Below are 18,758 nucleotides of genomic sequence, written 5' to 3' on the forward strand. Positions count from 1 at the left end.
ATCAAAATGGACATAGTTCTTTGTGGCGGACCTAGCTGTGGCGACCGTCGACCCCAGCGGCGGCGCCAGATCCCGCGGCCCGGAAGCCGGGTCTGCGTCGCGTGTCACGAATCCACCCGCAGCGCCGTCGAGCAGCTCCCCGACCTCTTCGACGAGTGCGCTGCCGCACTGGCCCACACGGCCGGCCCGCCGGTCGGCCAGATCCGCAGGGGAAGCCGCCGAGCAGGGATAACGCTCAACGACAGGGCCGTCGCCGCGCGGTCGGCGATCCTGTCCACGCTCGCGTCCTGGGCGGCCCTGATCGCCGACGAGCGCCGGGTCTGCCGGCCCGAGCGGCGCGAGCCGCGCGCGCTGGCGGCGTTCGTCCTCACCCACCTCGACTGGATGCTGGCGCATTCCGCGGCGGTCGAATTCGCCAATGAGGTCGTCGCGGTGGCGCGGGTCGGCCGCGACTCGACGCCCGATGCCGGGCGGCTGGAGATCGGCGAATGCGTCTGGCCCGGCTGCAACGCGAAGATCATGGCGTCTCCGCGCGAATGGGACGGCCGCGGCGGACGCGATGTCAAGTGCGCGGCGGGCCATGTTTGGCGTCCTCATCAATGGCTCGACCTAGCGCATCAGCTACGACGGAGAGAAAACCCGGGGGATGGTCTTATGGGGGGAACAGGATGACGCCGCGAACACAGACTCGCCTCGTCCCGACCGAACTCGCCGCGCTCGCCGCGGGCGTTTCCGAGGCCACGATCAGGAAGTGGGCGAGCCGTCGCAAGCTCACCCGGCACGGCACCACGAGAAGGGCGCTGTACGACCTCGACGAAATCATCGACCTGAGGGCAGGGGAAAGCCGGCGCCCGGCCTAGCCGCCGGACGCTCGTAGGTGTGCGGTGCGGCGGCCCCGCCGGCCGCACCGCACACGTCCCTCGTCCCCCCCGCCGGGAGCCGGCGGATTACCTGCTTCGGTTCCCGGCGAAAAGCCCGGCGCGGGCTCGGCCCGGCGGACCGGCCCACCCGCGGGTGGCCGCCCGTGAATGCGGCTCTGAATCCGGCCCCGAATCCGGGGCGGAATCCGGCCCTGAATCCGACGTCTCCGATAGAGACGTCGATCCCCCTACACACTGCGACAAATCGGACATGGAGCCCCCAGTCCTCGCTCGTGCGACGGAGACCAAGGTAGCGTCCAGCTCGTTAATCGTCAAGATGCTTAATCATCCGTAAACTTTGCTAGACTTATACTGATGACCAGTGAAGATATGACCCCCCCGGGCTCCGACCGGGGTCTGCTCGGCTACACCGGGCACCTGATGAAGCGCGCGTTCCTCCATGTGCACGCCCACGGCGCCGACGCGATGCCCATCGGCCGGCATCCGCGCGAGATCGGCGTGCTGCTCCTGCTGATCCACGCCGGGCCCCTGTCCCAGGCCCGGGTGGGCGCGCTGCTCGACATCAGCCGCACCGACATGGTCAAGGTCGTGGACGGCCTCGAAACCCCCGGCTACGTCGTCCGCGAGCGGGACCCCGCCGACCGCCGCCGGTACGCGCTGCGGGCGACCGAGGCCGGGGAGCGCGCGTGCGAGGAGCTGCGCGCGGCGGCCGACGAGGCCGAGCGGGCAGCGTTCGCGTGCCTGTCGGCGGACGAGCGGGCCCGCCTCGTCCCGATCCTGCTCGACCTGATCCCCGACCTGCGGGACGCGCTGCCCGCCGAACTGCTGGCGCGCACCGGGTTCCTCATCGCCCGCTGCCACCACCGCCTCCGCCGGCGCGGCGAGCAGCGGCTCGCCTCGCGGGGCCTGCGGCCGCGCCACTTCGGCCTGCTCACCGCGCTGGCGAGCGCCGAGCCCTGCTCGCAGCAGCGGCTCGCCGGGCTGATGGGTGTGAGCGGCCCGGCGATCATCCAGTCGATCGACGAGCTGGAGCGGGCCGGGGTGATCCGGCGCGACCGCAACCCCGACGACCGCCGGGAGCACCTGCTGCTCATCACCCCCGACGGGCGGCGGCGCCATCGCGAGGCCCGCGACGATATGGACGACTTCCAACGGGAACTAGTCATAGAGATCGGAGCGGAGCGGATCGCGGAGCTGAACCGCCTCCTGCTCGCGCTCATTCCGAGCGAGGCTCCCACGCCACAGAGGAGGACCCCATGACCGTCCTGGTCATCGGCCGAGGCCGCGCCATCGTCGACTCCGTCACCAAGGCCATGAGCGAGCACGGCATCGAGGGGACGGGCGTCACCGTCGACGCCGACGCGATCGCGCATCTCGGCGGCGGGGACGTCGACCTGCTGGTGATCGGCGGCGGCGTCGAGTCCGGCTCGCGCTCGCTGCTGAAGAAACAGGCCGCGACCCACGGCGTCCGCGTGCTGGAGACGCCGCTCAAGGGTCGCGACCCGGGCACCTACGTCCTGGAGGAGATCGTTCCTCTGCTGAACGCCTGACGCGTCACCTCCGGCCCGGCGCGCATGCGGGGTTCCGAGAGGGGAGCGTCCCGGACGCGAGGTAGGCGTTCACCTCGGCGTCCACGCAGGGGGCGCCGTACTCGCCGTAGATGCCGTGGGCGATGGTCCCGCGCAGGGTGAGCAGGCGGGATCCGCTCATCAGCCCGTGCAGCCCGAGCGCGCCCCGGTAGGTCGTGGCGGTGTCGCCGGTGGCGGACACGAGCAGCGCCGGCGCCCCGGTCGTGATCGCGGTCGGCTGCTCGCGCGGCGGCGCGGGCCAGAACGCGCAGGGCCCGATGTTGTTCGTGATGGGCCCGAAGAGCGGATGGCGGTGCCGGGAGCGCTGGACGTCGCCCCAGTAGACCTCGGGGTCGCGCGGGGCGGCCCGGTCGCCGCACAGGATCGCCGCCGCCGGGCTGACGAGCGCGGAGCTCCCGCCGCTCAGATTGAACCGCAGCGCGCCCTCCAGCTCGGGCGTGGGCGTGGCCTCTTCGCCGCGCGCCGCCGCGTCCAGGACCTTCACGCTGGAGGCGAACGAGGCCCGCGCCTCGTCGCGGTCGCTGCCGACACCGCCGTAGACCAGGTACGGGACGAGGTGCTCGTCGACCGTGTACCGGCCGACGCGCAGCGGGCGCGCCGCCGAGGCCCGGACGATCCGCGCGACGGTGCCGAGCACGGCGGCCCGCGTCCGGCCGAGGCCGTACTCGCCGTGCCGCGCCGCCGTCCAGGCCGCCCACGCGCGCAGCGCCCGTTCCGAGGGGCCCTCGGTGCCGGTCAGCCGGGGACCCCACACGCGCGGGTCGCCGGGGCTGTCGAGCACCATCCGGTCGGTCCGCCCGGGGAACATCTGCGCGTAGACGGCGCCGAGGTAGGAGCCGTAGGAGTAGCCGAGGTAGGAGAGGCGGCGCTCGCCGAGCACCGCGCGGACGATGTCGATGTCGCGGGCGGTATCGCGGGTGTCGGCGTAGGGCAGGACGTCGCCGCTGCTGCGCGCGCAGCGTTCGGCCAGGTCCTTCTGGAGGGCGACCTGGCTGTCGAAGGCGGCCCTGGTGGAGCCCGCCGAGCGGATCCACATGCCGCCGGGCCATCCGCAGTCGAGCGGCGTGCTGCGTCCGACGAAGCGCGGGTCCATCCCGACCAGGTCGTACCGCGCGCCCACCGCGCCCATGTACCGGCGCGCCTCCAGCGGCATGCCGAGCGTCGGTTCGGCGGGGCCGCCCTCGTTGAGCATCATCGCGCCGACCCGGTGGTCCCGGTCGGTGGCGGCGATCCGGGACAGCGCGATGGTGATCGTCCGGCCGCCGGGGCGCGTGTGGTCCAGCGGGACGGTGATCCGCGCGCAGCGGGCCCCGGCCCGGTCCAGCTCGCGGCCCTGCTCGTCGTCGGAGCCCTGCCGGCAGCTCGTCCAGGTGACGTGCTGGCCGTAGTAGCGGGCGAGTCCGGGGCCGGGGCCGGGCCCGGCGGCTGCGGCGACCGTGCCCGAGGCCGCCAGGACGGGTAGCGCGACCAGCGCGCCCAGCCGTCGCGCCAGGGCGCGGGTGAGTGTTCTCGATGTCATGGGCCGGGACGCTAGGTCCGTACGCCCGCCGCGAGAATGCAGCCCGCTGCGGGTCGTGACTACAGCTAGCCGTAGTGCCCGCCGTGCGCGGCGCCCGGATACTGAGGGCTCGGCGACGGGAGGGAGTGGACATGCGCGACCGGTGGGCGGCCGCGGCCTACCTGTTCGGGGCGCTGGGCACCGCCGTCGTCACCGTGCTCGGGGCGCCGCTGCTCGCCGTCCCGGCGCAGGGGCGCGCCTGGGCGGAGCGGCACCGGCGGCGCGCCGGGCGGCTGCTGGGCGTCGCGGTGCCCGCCCGTCCGATGACCCGTCCGATGACCCCTCCGATGACCAGGGCCCGCGTCGGCCCGGCGTTGCGGCGCGGTCTGCTGTGGCCGGTCGCGCACGTCGGCACCGCGCTTCCCTCCGGGCTCGCGCTGGTGCTGTGCGTGGGCAACATCGTGACGGCGCTGGTGGCGATGACGGCCTGGTGGGCGTTCCCGGCCGACGCACCGCCCCATCTCCAGGGGGACGTCCCGGTGGACGGCTGGACGGTCGCGCTGACCGCCGCGCCCGCGCAGGCCGCCGTGCTCCTCGCGGTGGCGTGGTGGGGCGGCCCTCCGCTGGCGCGCGCCCATGCCCGGCTCTGCCTGGCGCTGCTGGCGCCGACGCCCGCCGAGAGGCTGTCGGAGCGGCTGTCCGCGCGGGTGGAGACGCTGACCCGGACCCGCGCGGACGCCCTGGACGCCCACGCCGCCGAGCTGCGCCGGATCGAGCGGGACCTGCACGACGGCGTCCAGGCCCGGCTGGTGGCGGTCGCGGTGCGGCTCGGCGTCGCCCGCGAGTCGCTCGCCGGGGCCCCCGAGGACGTGGCCGTGCTGGTGGGGGACGCGCACGAGGGCGTCGAGGAGGCCATGGCCGAGCTGCGCGGCGTCGTGCGGGGCGTCTACCCGCCGATCCTCGCCGACCGGGGCCTCGCCGGGGCGCTCGCGGCGCTGGCCGCCGACTCCGCCGTGCCGACCCGGCTGAGCGTCGGGCGGCTGGACGAGGTCCCGGCCGCCGTCGAGACCGTGGCCTACTTCGCCGTCACCGAGGCGCTCGCGAACATCACGAGACACGCCCGCGCCACCCGGGCGCAGGTGCGCGTCGAGCGCGCGGGCGACCGGCTGTCGATCCTCGTGACCGACGACGGCGCGGGCGGCGCGGACGAGGCGCGCGGCACCGGCCTCGCCGGGATCCGCCGCCGGGTGGCGGCGCTCGACGGGACGCTCCGCCTCACGAGCCCCCCGGGCGGCCCGACCGCGCTCGCCGTGGAGGTCCCGTGCGGGTCGTGATCGCCGAGGACAACGTGCTGCTGGCCGGCGGCCTGGAGCTGCTGCTGGCCGCCCGGGGCTTCGAGGTCGCCGCCGTGGCCCGCGAGGCGCCCGCCTTCCTGGACGCGGTCGCCGAGCACCGCCCGGACGTCACGATCGTCGACGTGCGGCTGCCGCCGTCCTACAAGGACGAGGGGATCCGCGCGGCGCTGCGCGCCCGCCGACTGCACGCGGGGCTGCCCGTGCTGGTGCTGTCGCAATATGTCGAGCGCGAATACGCGCGGGAACTGCTCTCCGACGGGCGCGGGGGAATCGGCTATCTGCTCAAGGACAGGGTGAGCCGGGTGGCGGAGTTCACGGGCGGGCTGCGCCGCGTGGCGGCCGGGGGCACCGCGATGGACCCCGAGGTCATCTCGCAGCTTCTCGTCCGCCGCGAGGACGACGCCCTGGCGCGCCTCAGCCCGCGCGAACACGAGGTGCTCGCGCTCATGGCCGAGGGGCACGACAACGCCGCCATCGCGTGTCGGCTGCGCATCACCGGGAACGCCGTCCACAAACACATCGGTTCGGTCTTCGCGAAACTCGGGCTGCCTCCCGACGCGGGCGGCCACCGGCGCGTCCAGGCGGTCCTCACCTACCTTGACCACCGGCGGGGCGCCGGCGCCACGACCGAATAGTCGGGCGGGCGGCGGTGGTATATCCTGCGGGTTTCCTTCGGGGCGCCTGTGGTAGACCACTTGTGAATTGTGAGGTCGGCCACCTCCGGGGCGCGGGCCGAATATCGCCCCGACCGCTTTACCGAAATTAGTCGGGACAGCGGCGCCGGTGAACCGTTATTGAAACGTTCAAACCCATATCGCGCGCCTGTCAATGGATATGGCTGCCAGCCTGCCCAATGACCGCCTCCGGTCATTGTTGTTGGAAATCCAATGGCAGGGTTAGACCATCTTCCGATTCTGACCTCCCTTCTTTGCGGCCCTTGACTAGGGCGCGGAGGCGATTCGAGGAGTTTCAGTTGGGCGGTACGAACAGCACGACGGAGGCGGGCGACCGGATACCGGTCGCCCCCGCGGAGACGGCCCGGCACGTCACCGCGGACCACGTCCTGGTGCCCACGGGCCACGGGCGGGACATCCGCTGGCGGCCGGGTGAGCGGCTGGAGGGTTTGTTCGAGGAGCGTTGCGACCGTTTCCTGGCGGCGGGGAGGGAGGACCATCCGGCCGTCGACACCGGCGGGTCCACGCTGAGCTTCGGTGATCTGGACGAGCGGGCCAACCGGCTCGCCCGCCACCTGCTGGCCCGCGGCGTCGGCCCCGGGGACCGGGTCGCGCTGCTGTTCGACGAGGCCGTGCGCTCCTATGTGGCGATGCTGGCCGTGCTGAAGGCGGGCGCGGCGTTCGTGCCGCTCGACGCCGGGTACCCACCGGACCGGCTCGCCTACATCATCGAGGACGCGGGCGTCCGCACGGCCTTGTCACTCACCCGGCTGCGCGAACATCTGCGCGAGGCCGAGGCCGAGGTGGTGTGCCTGGACGAGGCGGACGAGCGGATCGGCGCGCTGCCCGGCCACCGCCTCACCGCCGCCGAGAGGGGCGCCCCGGCCGACGACCTGTGCTACATCGTCTACACCTCGGGGTCGACGGGCCGCCCGAAGGGCGTCGCGATCGAGCACGCCGCCATCTGCAACTTCGTGCGCGTCGCCGTCGAGGTCTACGGCGTCCAGGACACCGACCGCATGTACCAGGGCATGACGATCGCGTTCGACTTCTCCGTCGAGGAGATCTGGGTGCCGCTGCTGGCGGGGGCGACGCTCGTCCCGAAGCCGCGCGGATCGGTGCTGGTCGGCCCCGACCTGCGCGACTTCCTGCTGGAGCACGGCGTCACCGCGATGTGCTGCGTCCCGACGCTGCTCGCGACCCTCGACGGCGACCTGCCCCGGCTGCGCTTCCTGCTGGTGTCGGGCGAGGCGTGCCCCCAGGAGCTCGTCGCGCGCTGGCACCGTCCGGGCCGCAGGTTCCTCAACGTCTACGGGCCGACCGAGGCGACGGTCACCGCGACGTGGACGCCCCTGGACCCGGGCCGCCCCGTGACCATCGGCATCCCGCTGCCCACCTACGCCGTGGTCATCCTCGACCCGGACGAGGACCGGGCGCTGCCGCCGGGCGAGTCGGGCGAGATCGGCATCGCGGGCATCGGGCTCGCGCGCGGCTATGTGAACCGGGACGACCTCACCGCGCGCAAGTTCGTCCGCGACTTCGTCGGCATCGAGGGCAACGCCTCCGGCCGGATCTACCGCACCGGCGACCTGGGCCGGATCACCCCCGACGGCGAGATCGAGTACCAGGGCCGCATCGACACCCAGGTCAAGATCCGCGGCTACCGGATCGAGCTGACCGAGATCGAGTCGGTGCTCTCGCAGGCGCCCGACGTCGCGCAGGTGGTGGTCGGCACCCACGAGTCCGAACCGGGCAAGACCGAGCTGGTGGCCTACTACACGCGGCGGAACCCCGGCGTCGCCGTGGACCGCGACGCGCTGCGCGGACGCGCGCGCGAGCGGTTGCCCGGCTACATGGTCCCCGCCTACTTCGAGGAGCTGGAGGCCATCCCCATGCTCCCGAGCGACAAGGCCGACCGCGCCCGGCTGCCGGCGCCCTCGGCCCCGCGCGCGCTCGCCGGGCGGCGCGGCCACCTCGCGCCGGAGACCGACGCCGAGCGCGCGGTCGCCGCCGCGCTGGCCGGGGTCATGCGGGTGGAGCGGGTGTCGGCCGACGCGGACTTCTTCGACGACCTCGGCGCCGACTCGCTGCTGATGGCGCGCTTCTGCGCCGCGCTGCGGGAGCGTACCGACCTGCCGGTGTCGATGCTCGACGTCTACCAGAACCCCGACGTCAGGGGCCTGGCGGCGGTGCTCGCCGAACGGGTGCTCGACCAGGCCGCGGCGGCGGCGGACACCGAGGCGGTGCCCGAGGCGGGTGTGCGGACGCGCCGCCACGAGTACGTGGTCTGCGCCGTCCTGCAACTGCTGCTGTTCGTCGCGACCACCTATGTCGGCGCCGTCGTCGCGACGGTCGGCTACGAATGGACCTCGGACTTCGAGGGGTTCCCCGACCTCTACCTGCGGTGCGTCGCGTTCGGCGCCGCGACGTTCGGCTACCTGTGCGCGCTGCCCGTGCTGGCGAAGTGGGCGCTGATCGGCCGCTGGAAACCCCGGCGGTTCCGGGTGTGGAGCCTCGCCTACGTGCGGTTCTGGACGGTGAAGACGCTCGTCCGGACGAGCCCGCTGATGCTGCTCGCGGGATCGCCGCTCCACGTCCTGTACCTGCGGGCGCTCGGCGCGAAGATCGGCCCGGGTGCCGTCGTGCTCTCCCGGACGATGGTCTGCACCGACCTGCTCACGATCGGCGCCGGGACGCTCGTCCGGGAGAACTGCGCGATGCCCGGCTACCGGGTCGACGGCGGGGTGGTCCGGACGGGCGCGATCACACTCGGCGACCGCGTCTTCGTCGGGGCCAAGACGGTGCTGGACGTCGACACCGCCATGGGCGACGACACCCAGCTCGGGCACGCCTCCTCGCTGCACTCCGGGCAGGTCGTGCCGGGCGGCGAGCGCTGGCACGGCTGCCCGGCCCGTCCCACCGGCACCGGCTACCTGACCGTCCCGCCGCGCCGGTGCGGCACCGCGCGCAGGTTCGGCTACGGCGTCGCGCAGCTGTTCGCTCTGCTCGCGGTCGCCTGGCCGCTGGCGATCATCGTTCCGGTCGCGCTGCTCACACAGCTTCCGATGCTGGCCGACATCATGGCGGCCGACACCGAGGGCCTCGGCCGCATGGCGCTCTACGGCGACGCGATCATCATCTCGGGCCTGCTGTTCTTCGGCGGCGCGGCGCTCGGGCTCATCTTCGTGCTGACCGTGCCCCGGGTGATCGCCCCGTTCGTCCGGCCCGGAAAGGTCTACCGGCTGTACGGGTGGCACTACTGGGCGGTCACGGCGACCCGGCGCCTGACGAACATCACCTTCTTCCACGACCTGTTCGGCGACAGCTCCTACATCGTCGGCTACCTGCGTGCGCTCGGGTACCGGTTCGCGCGTCCGATCGTGCAGACGGGAAGCAACTTCGGCACCGAGCTCCAGCACCACTCGCCGTATCTGACGACCGTCGGCAGCGGAACGATGGTCTCGGACGCGCTGTGGGTGATGAACATCGACTTCTCCAGCACGTCGTTCACGGTGTCGGAGGTGCGGATCGGCGCGCGCAACTTCCTCGGCAACAACATCGCGTTCCCGGCGGGCGCGGCCGTCGGCGACAACGTCCTGCTCGGGACGAAGGTCGCCGTCCCGGTCGACGGCCCCGTCCGCGAGAACACCGGGCTGCTGGGCTCGCCGTGCTTTGAGATCCCGAGGGCGGTCGAGCGCGACCACGCGTTCGCCGAGTTGGAGAAGGGCGAGGAGTTCCGCCGCCGGCTCGCGGCCAAGAACCGCTACAACCTCGCCACCATGCTGCTGTTCCTCGCGGTGCGGTGGTTCCGGCTCTTCGCCGTGACGGTCCTGTGGCTGTTCGCCGAGGACCAGTTCCACGACCACGCCGCGGCGGGGGTGGCGGCCGGGGTCGCGGCCACCCTGCTGTTCGGCGCGGCCTACGGCGTGCTGGTCGAACGGGCCCTGCTGCACTTCCGCTCCCTCGAACCGCGGCTCTGCTCGATCTACGACCCGTACTTCTGGTTCCACGAGCGGCTCTGGAAGATGGGCGGGCAGGCGCTGTTCAGCGGCACCCCGTACAAGAACGTGCTCTGGCGCCTGCTCGGCGTGCGCGTCGGCCGCCGCGTCTTCGACGACGGCTGCGCCATCCCCGAGAAGACGCTGGTGACGCTCGGCGACGAATGCACGCTCAACGCGGGCAGCGTCATCCAGTGCCATTCCCTGGAGGAGGGCGTCTTCAAGTCGGGCCGCACCAGCATCGGCGCCCGCTGCACGGTCGGTGTGGAGGCGTTCATCCACTACGACGTGACGATGGGCGAGGGGTCCACGCTCGACGCCGACTCCTTCCTGATGAAGGGCGAGCAGATCCCGCCGAGCGCCCGCTGGCGGGGCAACCCGGCCGGTCAGCGGCGCGTGCCGAGCGGGGGCGGTGCCATGATCGAATAAATTTTCGGGTCGGAGCGATGAGTTCCGGCGGCGGCGCCGGTCTACCCCGGCATGAACAGCACACCTGAAGCCACTCCCGACCGCGAGCCGGGCCGCGAGGCGGTCACCCACGAGGGCGTGACCGCCTCCGGCTCCGGCGGCCGGACCCCCGCCGTCGTCCGGCTGCTGGTGCTCGCGACGTTCGTCGTCATCCTCAACGAGACGATCATGATCAACGCGATCCCGCGGCTGATGACGGACCTGAGCATCACCGAGCAGGCCGCGCAGTGGGTCTCGACGGCGTTCATGCTGACGATGGCGGCGGTGATCCCGGTGACCGGGTGGTTCCTGCAGCGGGTCACCACGCGCCGCGCCTACGCCACCGCGATGGGGGTCTTCCTCGCCGGCACGGCGCTGGCGACGGTCGCGCCGGTGTTCGAGGTGCTGCTGTTCGCGCGGATCGTGCAGGCGGCGGGCACGGCGGTGATGATGCCGCTGCTGATGACGACGCTGATGACCGTGGTGCCCGAGCGCGACCGCGGCCGGGTGATGGGCACGGTGACGATGGCGATCTCGGTCGCGCCCGCGCTCGGTCCGGCGGTCTCCGGGCTGATCCTGCAGGTCGGCTCGTGGCGGCTGCTGTTCGCGGCGGTGCTGCCGATCGCGGCGGTGGTCACCTGGCGCGGGCTCGCGCGGCTGGAGAACGTCGGGGAGCCGCAGCTGTCGGCCATCGACTGGTTCAGCGTCGTCGCGGCCGCCGCCGGGTTCGGCTCGCTGGTGTACGGGCTGAGCCGGTACGGCGCGGGCGGCGCGGCGATGCCCACGGTGATCGTCGCGACCGGCCTCGCGCTGATCGCGGTGTTCGCCGTCCGGCAGCTCCGGTTGCAGCGCCGCGACGTCCCGCTGCTCGACCTGCGCGTCCTGCGGCACGCCACCTACGCCCTGTCGCTGCTGCTGATGTCGCTCGGGTTCCTGGCGATGATGGGCGCGATGATCCTGCTGCCGATCTACCTCCAGAACCTGCGCGGCCTGTCGCCGCTGGAGACCGGGCTGCTGATGATGCCCGGCGGCCTCGCGATGGGCCTGCTCGGCCCGACGATCGGACGGCTGTACGACCGCTTCGGCGGCCGGATGCTGGTCATCCCCGGGTCCGTGGGCATCGTGGTCGCGCTGGCGGGGTTCACCCAGATCTCGAAGACGATGCCGTACTGGCAGGTGCTCGGCATGCACACGCTGCTGATGGTCGCCCTGGCCACGATGTTCACGCCGGTGTTCACCCTCGGCCTCGGCGCGCTGCCGGCCCACCTGTACTCCCACGGCAGCTCCATGCTGGGGACGCTCCAGCAGGTCGCGGCGGCGCTCGGCACGGCGCTGGTCGTCACGGTCATGGCGCGCCGCGCCGACTCCCGGATCGCCGGCGGCGTCGAGGAGACGCTCGCCCAGCTCGACGGGATGCGGCTGGCGTTCGTGGTCGCCGCCGGGCTGGCCGTCGTGATGATCGCGGTGGCCGTCCTGCTGCCGAAGCGGGCGGCGGGCACCGGGCACCCGGAGGGGGCCGACGCGCCCGACCGGAGTCTCGAACCGGTGAGCTGATCATGTTCTGAGGTTTCGGCGCGGAAACCCGCGCGACGGGGTTTCCGCCCGACGGGCCGGAGGCGAGGACGATCCTCGCCTCCGGCCCGTCGCCGTTACCCGGCCCGTGGAAACAAATCTTGACGGGCAAGCAGACGTATGTTCTCATTCATCAGACAAAGTACAAACAGTCGCCGCGGCGACCCCGTGGCAGTCCGCTCAGCGACCCACCCTCCGAGCGATCGGGCCCGTCCCCTCCGGACGCAGGAACCCTGCGAGCGATCAGGCCCCGTCCCCCTCCGGACGCGAAATAGCGCGACATCCGGAGCACAAAGGCCACCCCCCCACCCGCGTTTTCCCCTCCCACATCTTGGTTCGGAGGACTCCTTGATGCGGAAAAGGCTCATCGTCGCGGCGACCGCCGCATTCCTCACCCTCACGACCGCGTGCAGCGCGGGCGATGACGACGGCGGCGGCGGCACCGGTGCGGGCAAACCGGCGCAGAACGTCGCGTGTCCGCCGATCGACAAGGCCGCGATCGACAAGAACGCCACATTCACCTGGATGTACAGCGTCGCCAACACGAGCTTCGACCCGGACAAGATCACGACCAGCAACAGCTGGATGTACCTGTACCCGGTCTACGACACGCTCGTCCGCATGGACGCCAATGGCGAGCCCAAGCCGATGCTGGCGAAGAAATGGAAGATCGGCGAGAAGGGAAAGTCCCTGACGCTGACGCTGATCGACAACTGGAAGTACCACGACGGGACGGCCTTCGACGCCGCGTCCGTCAAGGCGAACATCGACCGGCACCGCGACGCCAAGAGCTTCAACAAGCAGGCGCTGCGGGGCGTCACCTCGGTCGAGGTCGTCGACTCCGCCACCGTCAAGGTGGTGACCAAGGACGGCGCCGCGCCGCTCATCGGGATCCTCGGCAGCTCCGCGGGCATGATGATGAGCCCGAAGGTCTTCGACGACCCGAACCAGGCGCGGATGCCCACCGGCGGGTCGGGCGCCTTCAAGGTCACCGCCTACGAGCCGAACACCAAGGTCGAGTACACGCCGGTCAAGGGCTACTGGGACCCGGCCGCGGTCAACGTCGCGAAGATGGTCTTCCTGATCTCCAGCAACGACAACGCGCGGCTGAACGCCACCATCACCGGGCAGGCCGACGTCACGTTCCTGCGCTCCAGCATGTACAAGCCCGCCAAGGACGCGGGGCTCGCCGTCTGCCAGAAGCCGAGCCTCGCCAGTTTCACGATCGCGCTGAACGTGAAACGGCCGCCGTTCGACAAGAAGGAAGTGCGGCAGGCGCTGAACTACGCCATCGACCGCGCGTCGGTGAACGAGCTCCAGGGCGGTTTCTGCCAGCCCGGGGTGCAGATGTTCCCCTCCACCTACTACGCCTCCGACCCCTCGCTCACGGCGGGCGCCTACCCCTATGACCCCGCGAAGGCGAAGGAACTGCTCGCCAAGGCCGGCATCAAGAACGGTTTCAACTTCACCCTGGAAACCGACAACCTCGACGCCTACCAGCGGGTCGCGGAGCTCCTCCAGGCGAATCTCCAGGAGGTCGGCGTCAAGATGACGATCCGGCCGGTCGAGCTGCCCAAGCTGATGGAGGGCTTCTCGGTGAACAAGTCGGTCGACGCCATCATGGTGCAGCAGAAGGCCGACGCCGACCCGAGCATCCAGATCTCGTCCTATTACGGCGCGGACGGGTTCAGCAACCCGGGCGGCTACTCCAACCCGACGATCAACGATCTCGCCGCGAAGGCGCAGGGCGCCGAGGACCGGGCGAGCCGCGCGGCCATCTACAAGCAGCTTTTCCGGGCGGCCCACGACGACGCCGCCTCACCGGTCACGCTGTGCCATCTCAACACGCCTCTCGCGATGAACGACAAGGTGATGGGAGTCGAGGTCTTCGTCGACGGGTCCCGCCAGTTCCGCGGCGTCGCGGTCAAGAAGAAGTGACGCGCCGATAGCGGGCGGGTTCCGGCCGGAGCCCGATACGCCCGGCCGGAACCCGCCACCACAGAAACGGAGGCCCCGGCGTGCTGCGTCTGCTGTCCGTCCGACTTCTGGCGATGGTTCCCATGCTGCTCATCGTCAGCTTCCTGATCTACAGCCTCATCGCACTGGTACCGGGCGGGCCCGAGGTGGCGCTCGCCGGGAACAATCCGACGCCCGAGAGGATCGCGGCGATCCGCGAACAGCTCGGCCTCGACAAGTCGTTCATGTCCCAGTACTGGAGCTGGCTGACCGGCGCGCTGCACGGCGACCTCGGCAAGTCCTTCGTGGACGGGCAGAGCGTCCGCTCGGCGGTCGCCTCCGGGTTCCCGGTGACGCTCTCGCTGGTCGTCCTCACGCTGGTCATCGCGGCGGTGCTCGGGCTCGCACTCGGCCTGGCGGCCGGGCTGCGGCCGGGCACCTGGGCGGACCGGATCGCGACCGTCACCGCGAGCGCGTTCATGTCGCTGCCCTATTTCTGGGTCGGCATGATGCTCGTGCTCGTCTTCGCGATCCAGATGCGGACGCTTCCGGCCGTCGGCTACGTGCCGCTCACCGAGAGCCCGCTGGAGTGGTTCCAGCACCTCATCCTCCCGGCCTTCTCGCTCGCGACCGTGCCGACCGCCGTCGTCGCCAGGCAGACGCGCGCGTCGGTGACCTCGGTCATGCAGGAGGACTTCATCCGCACCGCCCGCGCGAAGGGGCTGCATCCCAGCCGGCTCGTCGTCAAGCACGTGCTGAAGAACGCCGCCGTCCCCGTGGTCACGGCGTTCGGCGTCGAGGCGAACCGCCTCATCGGCGCGACCGTCGTCATCGAGCAGTTGTTCGCGCTCCCCGGCGTCGGCAAGCTCGCCTATTTCTCGGTGTTCTCCCGGGACTTCCCCATGGTGCAGGGAATCCTGCTCATCACGGCCATTCTGATCATGCTCATCAACCTGGCGGTCGACCTTTCGTACGGCTACTTCAATCCGAAGGTCAAGGTGTCATGACGCGAAGTCGCAGCGTGGACATCAAGAAACCGGCCCCCGTCCCGGCGGAGAAGGATTCCGACGCCGCCGTCCCCGCGTCCCGCGGGCGCGCCCTGCTGCGCCGGTTCGGCGGCAACAGGTCGGCCGTCGTCGGCTTCGGGCTGCTGCTGGCGATCATCGTCGTGACCGCGGCGGCCCCGCTCCTCGCCCCCTACGGCCCGGCGCAGGTCGACATCGGCGACCGGCTGTCGGGCCCCACCGCCGAGCACTGGCTCGGCACCGACACGCTCGGGCGCGACACGCTGAGCCGGCTCATGCACGGCGGACGCGTGTCGCTCGCGGCGGCCGGGCTGGCGGTCGCGATCGCCACCGCCATCGGCCTGCCGCTCGGCCTCGTCAGCGGCTACTTCGGCGGGATCGTCGACTGGCTGCTGGACCGCGCCGCCGACGTGCTGATGGCCTTCCCCGCGATCATCCTCACGATCGCCATCATCGCGGCGGTCGGCCCCGGGCTCACGACCGCGATGGTCTCGCTCGGCATCGTCTACGCGCCGCGGATGTTCCGCGTGGTCAGGGGCAGCACGATGGAGGTCAGGCGCGCGGTCTACATCGAGGCGTCCACCAGCATCGGGACGCCCAGCCTGATGATCCTGCGCAAGCGCGTGCTGCCGAACATCCTGCCCGCCGCGCTCGTCCAGCTCTCGTTCCTGCTCGCCTCCGCGCTGCTGGCCGAGGTGACGATCAGCCTGCTCGGCCTCGGCGCGCTGCCGCCGACGGCGAGTTGGGGGAGCATGCTCGGGCAGGCGTTCCTGGAGATGCGCAGCAGCCCGTCCCTCGCCGTGTATCCCGGAATCGCGATCGCCATCGCGACGCTCTGCTTCAATCTCATCGGAGACGGCCTCCGGGACGCCTTCGGCCGCGAGACGAGGAAGGCGTCATGACCCCCGAACACGAGCCTGCGAAACTGCTGGAGATCGAGGACCTGCACGTCGACTTCCTGACCGACCGGGGCTGGACGAACGTCGTCGCCGGCGTCTCCTTCGACGTCGGGCCGGGCGAGATCGTGGGCCTGGTGGGGGAGTCCGGCTCGGGCAAGAGCGTCACGAGCCTGTCGGTGCTGCGGCTGCTGCCGCCCGCCTACACCCGCACGCCCGGCGGCCACGTCCGCTACCGGGGCCGCGACCTGATCGGCATGCCGCAGCGGGAGCTGCGCGACATCCGCGGCAACGAGATCTCGATGATCTTCCAGGAGCCGATGACGAGCCTGAACCCGGCCTACACGATCGGCGACCAGATCGCCGAGGGCTACCGGCGGCACAAGGGCGGTTCGCGGCGCGCCGCGTTCGCCCGCGCCGCCGAGATGCTCGACCTCGTCGGCATCCCGGACGCGGGCCACCGCGTCCGGGACTACCCGCACGAGTTCTCCGGCGGCATGCGGCAGCGCGCGATGATCGCGATGGCGCTGGTGTGCGAGCCGCGGCTGCTGATCGCCGACGAGCCCGCGACCGCCCTCGACGTGACCGTGCAGGCGCAGATCGTCGCGCTGCTGGCGCGGCTGCGCGACGAGACCGGCTGCGGGATCCTGTTCATCACCCACGACCTCGGGCTCGTCGCCGAACTCGCCGACCGGGTCGTCGTGATGTACGCGGGCGAGGTCGTCGAGACCGCGCCCGCGCTCGACCTGTACGACGCGCCGAAGCACCCGTACACGGCGGGACTGCTGAGCGCGATGCCGCATCTCGGCGTCCGGGGCGAGGAACTGCCGACGATCCCGGGCCGCACCCCCGAGCCCTGGCGGATGCCGGAGGGGTGCAGGTTCAGCCCCCGGTGCGGGCACGCGAACGAGACGTGCACGGCCGCGCCGCCGGAGTTCCGGATCGTCGGGGAGGGCCGCGGCTGCCGCTGCTGCCGTACCGAGCAACTGCGTCTGGTGGGGTCCCCATGAGCGTCATGAAGTCGAGCGCCGAGGTCCCGGCGCCCGGTTCGCCGGAGCCGGCGCCCGCGTCCGGGCCGCTGGTGGACGTCCGCGACCTCAGCGTCGTCTTCCGCAAGCGGCGGACGCTCGCGGCCCCGAGGGTCGTCCGCGCCGTCAACGACATCTCCTTCCACATCGACCAGGGCGAGACGTTCGGCCTGGTCGGCGAGTCGGGGTCGGGCAAGTCGACGACCGGGCGGGCGCTGCTGAAGCTGGTGCCGGCGGCGGCCGGTTCGGTCACGGTCGCCGGGCACGACGTCACGCGCCTGCGCGGCAAGGCCCTGCGGACGGCGCGGCGGAGCATGCAGATGGTGTTCCAGGACCCCTACTCGTCGCTGGACCCGTCCTCGACCGTGGCGGCGAGCATCGCCGAGCCGCTGATCGTCCACGAGAAGCTCTCGGGACGGGCCGCGCGGGAGCGGGTGCACGAGCTGATCGAGATGGTCGGGCTCCGCGCCAGCTACGCCGACCGCTACCCCTACGAGTTCTCCGGCGGGCAGCGCCAGCGGCTGGCGATCGCACGGGCCATCGCGCTGAACCCGGGCTTCGTCGTCTGCGACGAGGCCGTGTCCGCGCTGGACGTCTCCACCCAGAACCAGGTGATCAACCTGCTGGAGCGGCTGCGCGCGGAGTTCGGGCTGACCTACCTGTTCATCGCGCACGACCTCGCCATCGTCCGGCACATCTCGCACCGGGTCGGGGTGATGTACCTCGGCCGGATCGTCGAGACCGGCCCGGCGGAGCGCGTCTACACCGCGCCCGCGCACCCCTACACCCGGGCGCTGCTGTCGGCGATCCCCGATCCGCGCCGGAAATCGGAGCGGATCGTGCTGGAGGGGGACCTGCCCGATCCGGCGCGGCCCCCGGTGGGCTGCCCGTTCCAGACGAGGTGCGGCCATGTGATGGACATCTGCCGGCAGCGGGTGCCCGAACCGACCGTTGTGGAGGGCGGGGGAGAGGTCTCGTGCCATTTGCAAACGAGCGGTCCGACGCTGGCGGGGGCGCCGTTGAGCGCCCTCCCGAAGGGGCCGGGTCCCGCGGCATGAGGCGGCGACCGGCATTCCTGACCCGTGATCCGGCTCACCTTGACCGGCTTCTACTGGCAGACGTAGTCTGTAGTACGTCAGACAAAAGTAAGGGACTGCCGTGACCGACCCGAAGCTCGACCTGCTGATCGACCGCCCGACCGAGTCCATTCCCGAGATGGTCGTCCGGCGGATCCGGCACGCGATCGCCTCGGGTCTCCTCCCCCCGGGTCGCAAGCTCACCGAGCGCGAGCTCGTCGAGCTGACCGGTGTCAGCCGGACGTCGGTCCGGGAGGCCATGCGGCACCTCCAGACCCTCGGGCTCGTGGAGCCCTCGCCGAGCCGCGGCGTCCGCGTCGCGCGGCTCGGCAGCGCCGAGGTACGGGAGATCTACGAGGTCCGCGACGCGCTGGAGCCCGCCGCGGCCGAGCTGTTCGTGCTGCGCGCGACCGACGAGGAGGTCGCGGAGCTGGTGGAGAAGACGCGCCCGCGCCCCCGGGGCGAGGAGCGCCTCCAGGCCATATACGAGTTCGACGAGCTGCTCGTCGCGGGCGCCCGCAACTCGCTGCTGGCCTCCATGCTGGGCCCGCTGCACACCCGCATCCACGCGCTGCGCAGCCTTTCCGTGACCATTCCAGGACGACTCGAATCGTCGGTACAGGAATACGTCGACCTCGGTGAAGCCATCAGCGCGCGCTCGCCCGAGCGCGCGGCCGAGGCCGCGCACCGGCATATCCGCGCGGCCGCGAAGGCGGCGCTCGAAGCCGTGGAGATCCTGGAGAAAGAGCACCCGACGTCATAG

The 18,758-nt window shown here is 71.7% G+C and carries 15 protein-coding genes; 14 read left to right on the forward strand and 1 reads right to left on the reverse strand.

The genetic code is table 11. The features are described 5' to 3' along the window. The first annotated feature begins 6 nt into the window (after positions 1 to 6). The 4 genes from KLI87_RS07830 to KLI87_RS07845 all read left to right on the forward strand — a co-directional run bounded on the left by KLI87_RS07830 (position 7) and on the right by KLI87_RS07845 (position 2,431). Positions 7 to 672 carry a hypothetical protein gene (locus tag KLI87_RS07830; protein ID WP_156214138.1) on the forward strand — a complete coding sequence of 222 codons (666 nt, stop codon included), beginning with the start codon at positions 7 to 9 and terminating at the stop codon, positions 670 to 672. Beyond that, positions 669 to 860, forward strand: a complete 192-nt coding sequence (locus tag KLI87_RS07835; RefSeq protein WP_156214137.1) for a hypothetical protein — start codon at positions 669 to 671, stop codon at positions 858 to 860. The genes KLI87_RS07830 and KLI87_RS07835 overlap by 4 nt, the downstream gene beginning before the upstream one ends. Before the next feature lie 375 nt (positions 861 to 1,235). Further along, positions 1,236 to 2,141, forward strand: a complete 906-nt coding sequence (locus KLI87_RS07840) for a MarR family winged helix-turn-helix transcriptional regulator (RefSeq protein WP_156214136.1) — start codon at positions 1,236 to 1,238, stop codon at positions 2,139 to 2,141. Next, positions 2,138 to 2,431: a hypothetical protein gene (locus KLI87_RS07845; protein WP_156214135.1), complete on the forward strand. Its 294-nt coding sequence runs from the start codon at positions 2,138 to 2,140 to the stop codon at positions 2,429 to 2,431. The genes KLI87_RS07840 and KLI87_RS07845 overlap by 4 nt, the downstream gene beginning before the upstream one ends. 4 nt (positions 2,432 to 2,435) lie before the next feature. On the opposite strand, the gene KLI87_RS07850 is transcribed toward KLI87_RS07845, so the two are convergent. After that, entirely contained in the window at positions 2,436 to 3,989 is a 1,554-nt protein-coding gene (locus KLI87_RS07850; RefSeq protein WP_214616359.1) for an alpha/beta hydrolase, read from the reverse strand. Between the two features lie 131 nt (positions 3,990 to 4,120). Between KLI87_RS07850 and KLI87_RS07855 the strand changes: the two genes are divergently transcribed. The 10 genes from KLI87_RS07855 (at position 4,121) to KLI87_RS07900 (ending at position 18,758) form a co-directional block, all read left to right on the forward strand. Further along, the gene (locus KLI87_RS07855) at positions 4,121 to 5,302 is read left to right on the forward strand and encodes a histidine kinase (RefSeq protein ID WP_214616360.1); all 1,182 of its coding nucleotides are present in this window, start codon (positions 4,121 to 4,123) and stop codon (positions 5,300 to 5,302) included. Continuing rightward, positions 5,290 to 5,958: a response regulator transcription factor gene (locus KLI87_RS07860; protein WP_214616361.1), complete on the forward strand. Its 669-nt coding sequence runs from the start codon at positions 5,290 to 5,292 to the stop codon at positions 5,956 to 5,958. Before KLI87_RS07855 ends, KLI87_RS07860 begins: the two co-directional genes overlap by 13 nt. Positions 5,959 to 6,296: 338 nt before the next feature. After that, entirely contained in the window at positions 6,297 to 10,424 is a 4,128-nt protein-coding gene (locus KLI87_RS07865; RefSeq protein ID WP_214616362.1) for a Pls/PosA family non-ribosomal peptide synthetase, read from the forward strand. Positions 10,425 to 10,475: 51 nt separating this feature from the next. After that, positions 10,476 to 11,996: an MDR family MFS transporter gene (locus KLI87_RS07870; protein ID WP_214616363.1), complete on the forward strand. Its 1,521-nt coding sequence runs from the start codon at positions 10,476 to 10,478 to the stop codon at positions 11,994 to 11,996. A gap of 369 nt (positions 11,997 to 12,365) precedes the next feature. After that, complete coding sequence (locus KLI87_RS07875) at positions 12,366 to 13,952, forward strand: ABC transporter substrate-binding protein (RefSeq protein WP_214616364.1); 1,587 nt, start codon at positions 12,366 to 12,368, stop codon at positions 13,950 to 13,952. 80 nt (positions 13,953 to 14,032) lie between these two features. After that, the gene (locus tag KLI87_RS07880; protein WP_214616365.1) at positions 14,033 to 14,977 is read left to right on the forward strand and encodes an ABC transporter permease; all 945 of its coding nucleotides are present in this window, start codon (positions 14,033 to 14,035) and stop codon (positions 14,975 to 14,977) included. After that, positions 14,974 to 15,897, forward strand: coding sequence for an ABC transporter permease (locus KLI87_RS07885; RefSeq protein WP_214616366.1), 924 nt, complete (start codon positions 14,974 to 14,976; stop codon positions 15,895 to 15,897). The genes KLI87_RS07880 and KLI87_RS07885 overlap by 4 nt, the downstream gene beginning before the upstream one ends. Further along, positions 15,894 to 16,901 (forward strand): ABC transporter ATP-binding protein, encoded by a 1,008-nt coding sequence (locus KLI87_RS07890; protein WP_156214129.1) that lies wholly within the window; start codon positions 15,894 to 15,896, stop codon positions 16,899 to 16,901. The genes KLI87_RS07885 and KLI87_RS07890 overlap by 4 nt, the downstream gene beginning before the upstream one ends. Further along, the gene (locus KLI87_RS07895) at positions 16,898 to 17,977 is read left to right on the forward strand and encodes an ABC transporter ATP-binding protein (RefSeq protein ID WP_214616367.1); all 1,080 of its coding nucleotides are present in this window, start codon (positions 16,898 to 16,900) and stop codon (positions 17,975 to 17,977) included. The genes KLI87_RS07890 and KLI87_RS07895 overlap by 4 nt, the downstream gene beginning before the upstream one ends. A gap of 100 nt (positions 17,978 to 18,077) precedes the next feature. After that, positions 18,078 to 18,758 carry a GntR family transcriptional regulator gene (locus KLI87_RS07900; protein ID WP_156214128.1) on the forward strand — a complete coding sequence of 227 codons (681 nt, stop codon included), beginning with the start codon at positions 18,078 to 18,080 and terminating at the stop codon, positions 18,756 to 18,758.

This window comes from Actinomadura sp. NEAU-AAG7 (assembly GCF_018603865.1).
GTDB lineage: Bacteria > Actinomycetota > Actinomycetes > Streptosporangiales > Streptosporangiaceae > Spirillospora > Spirillospora litoris.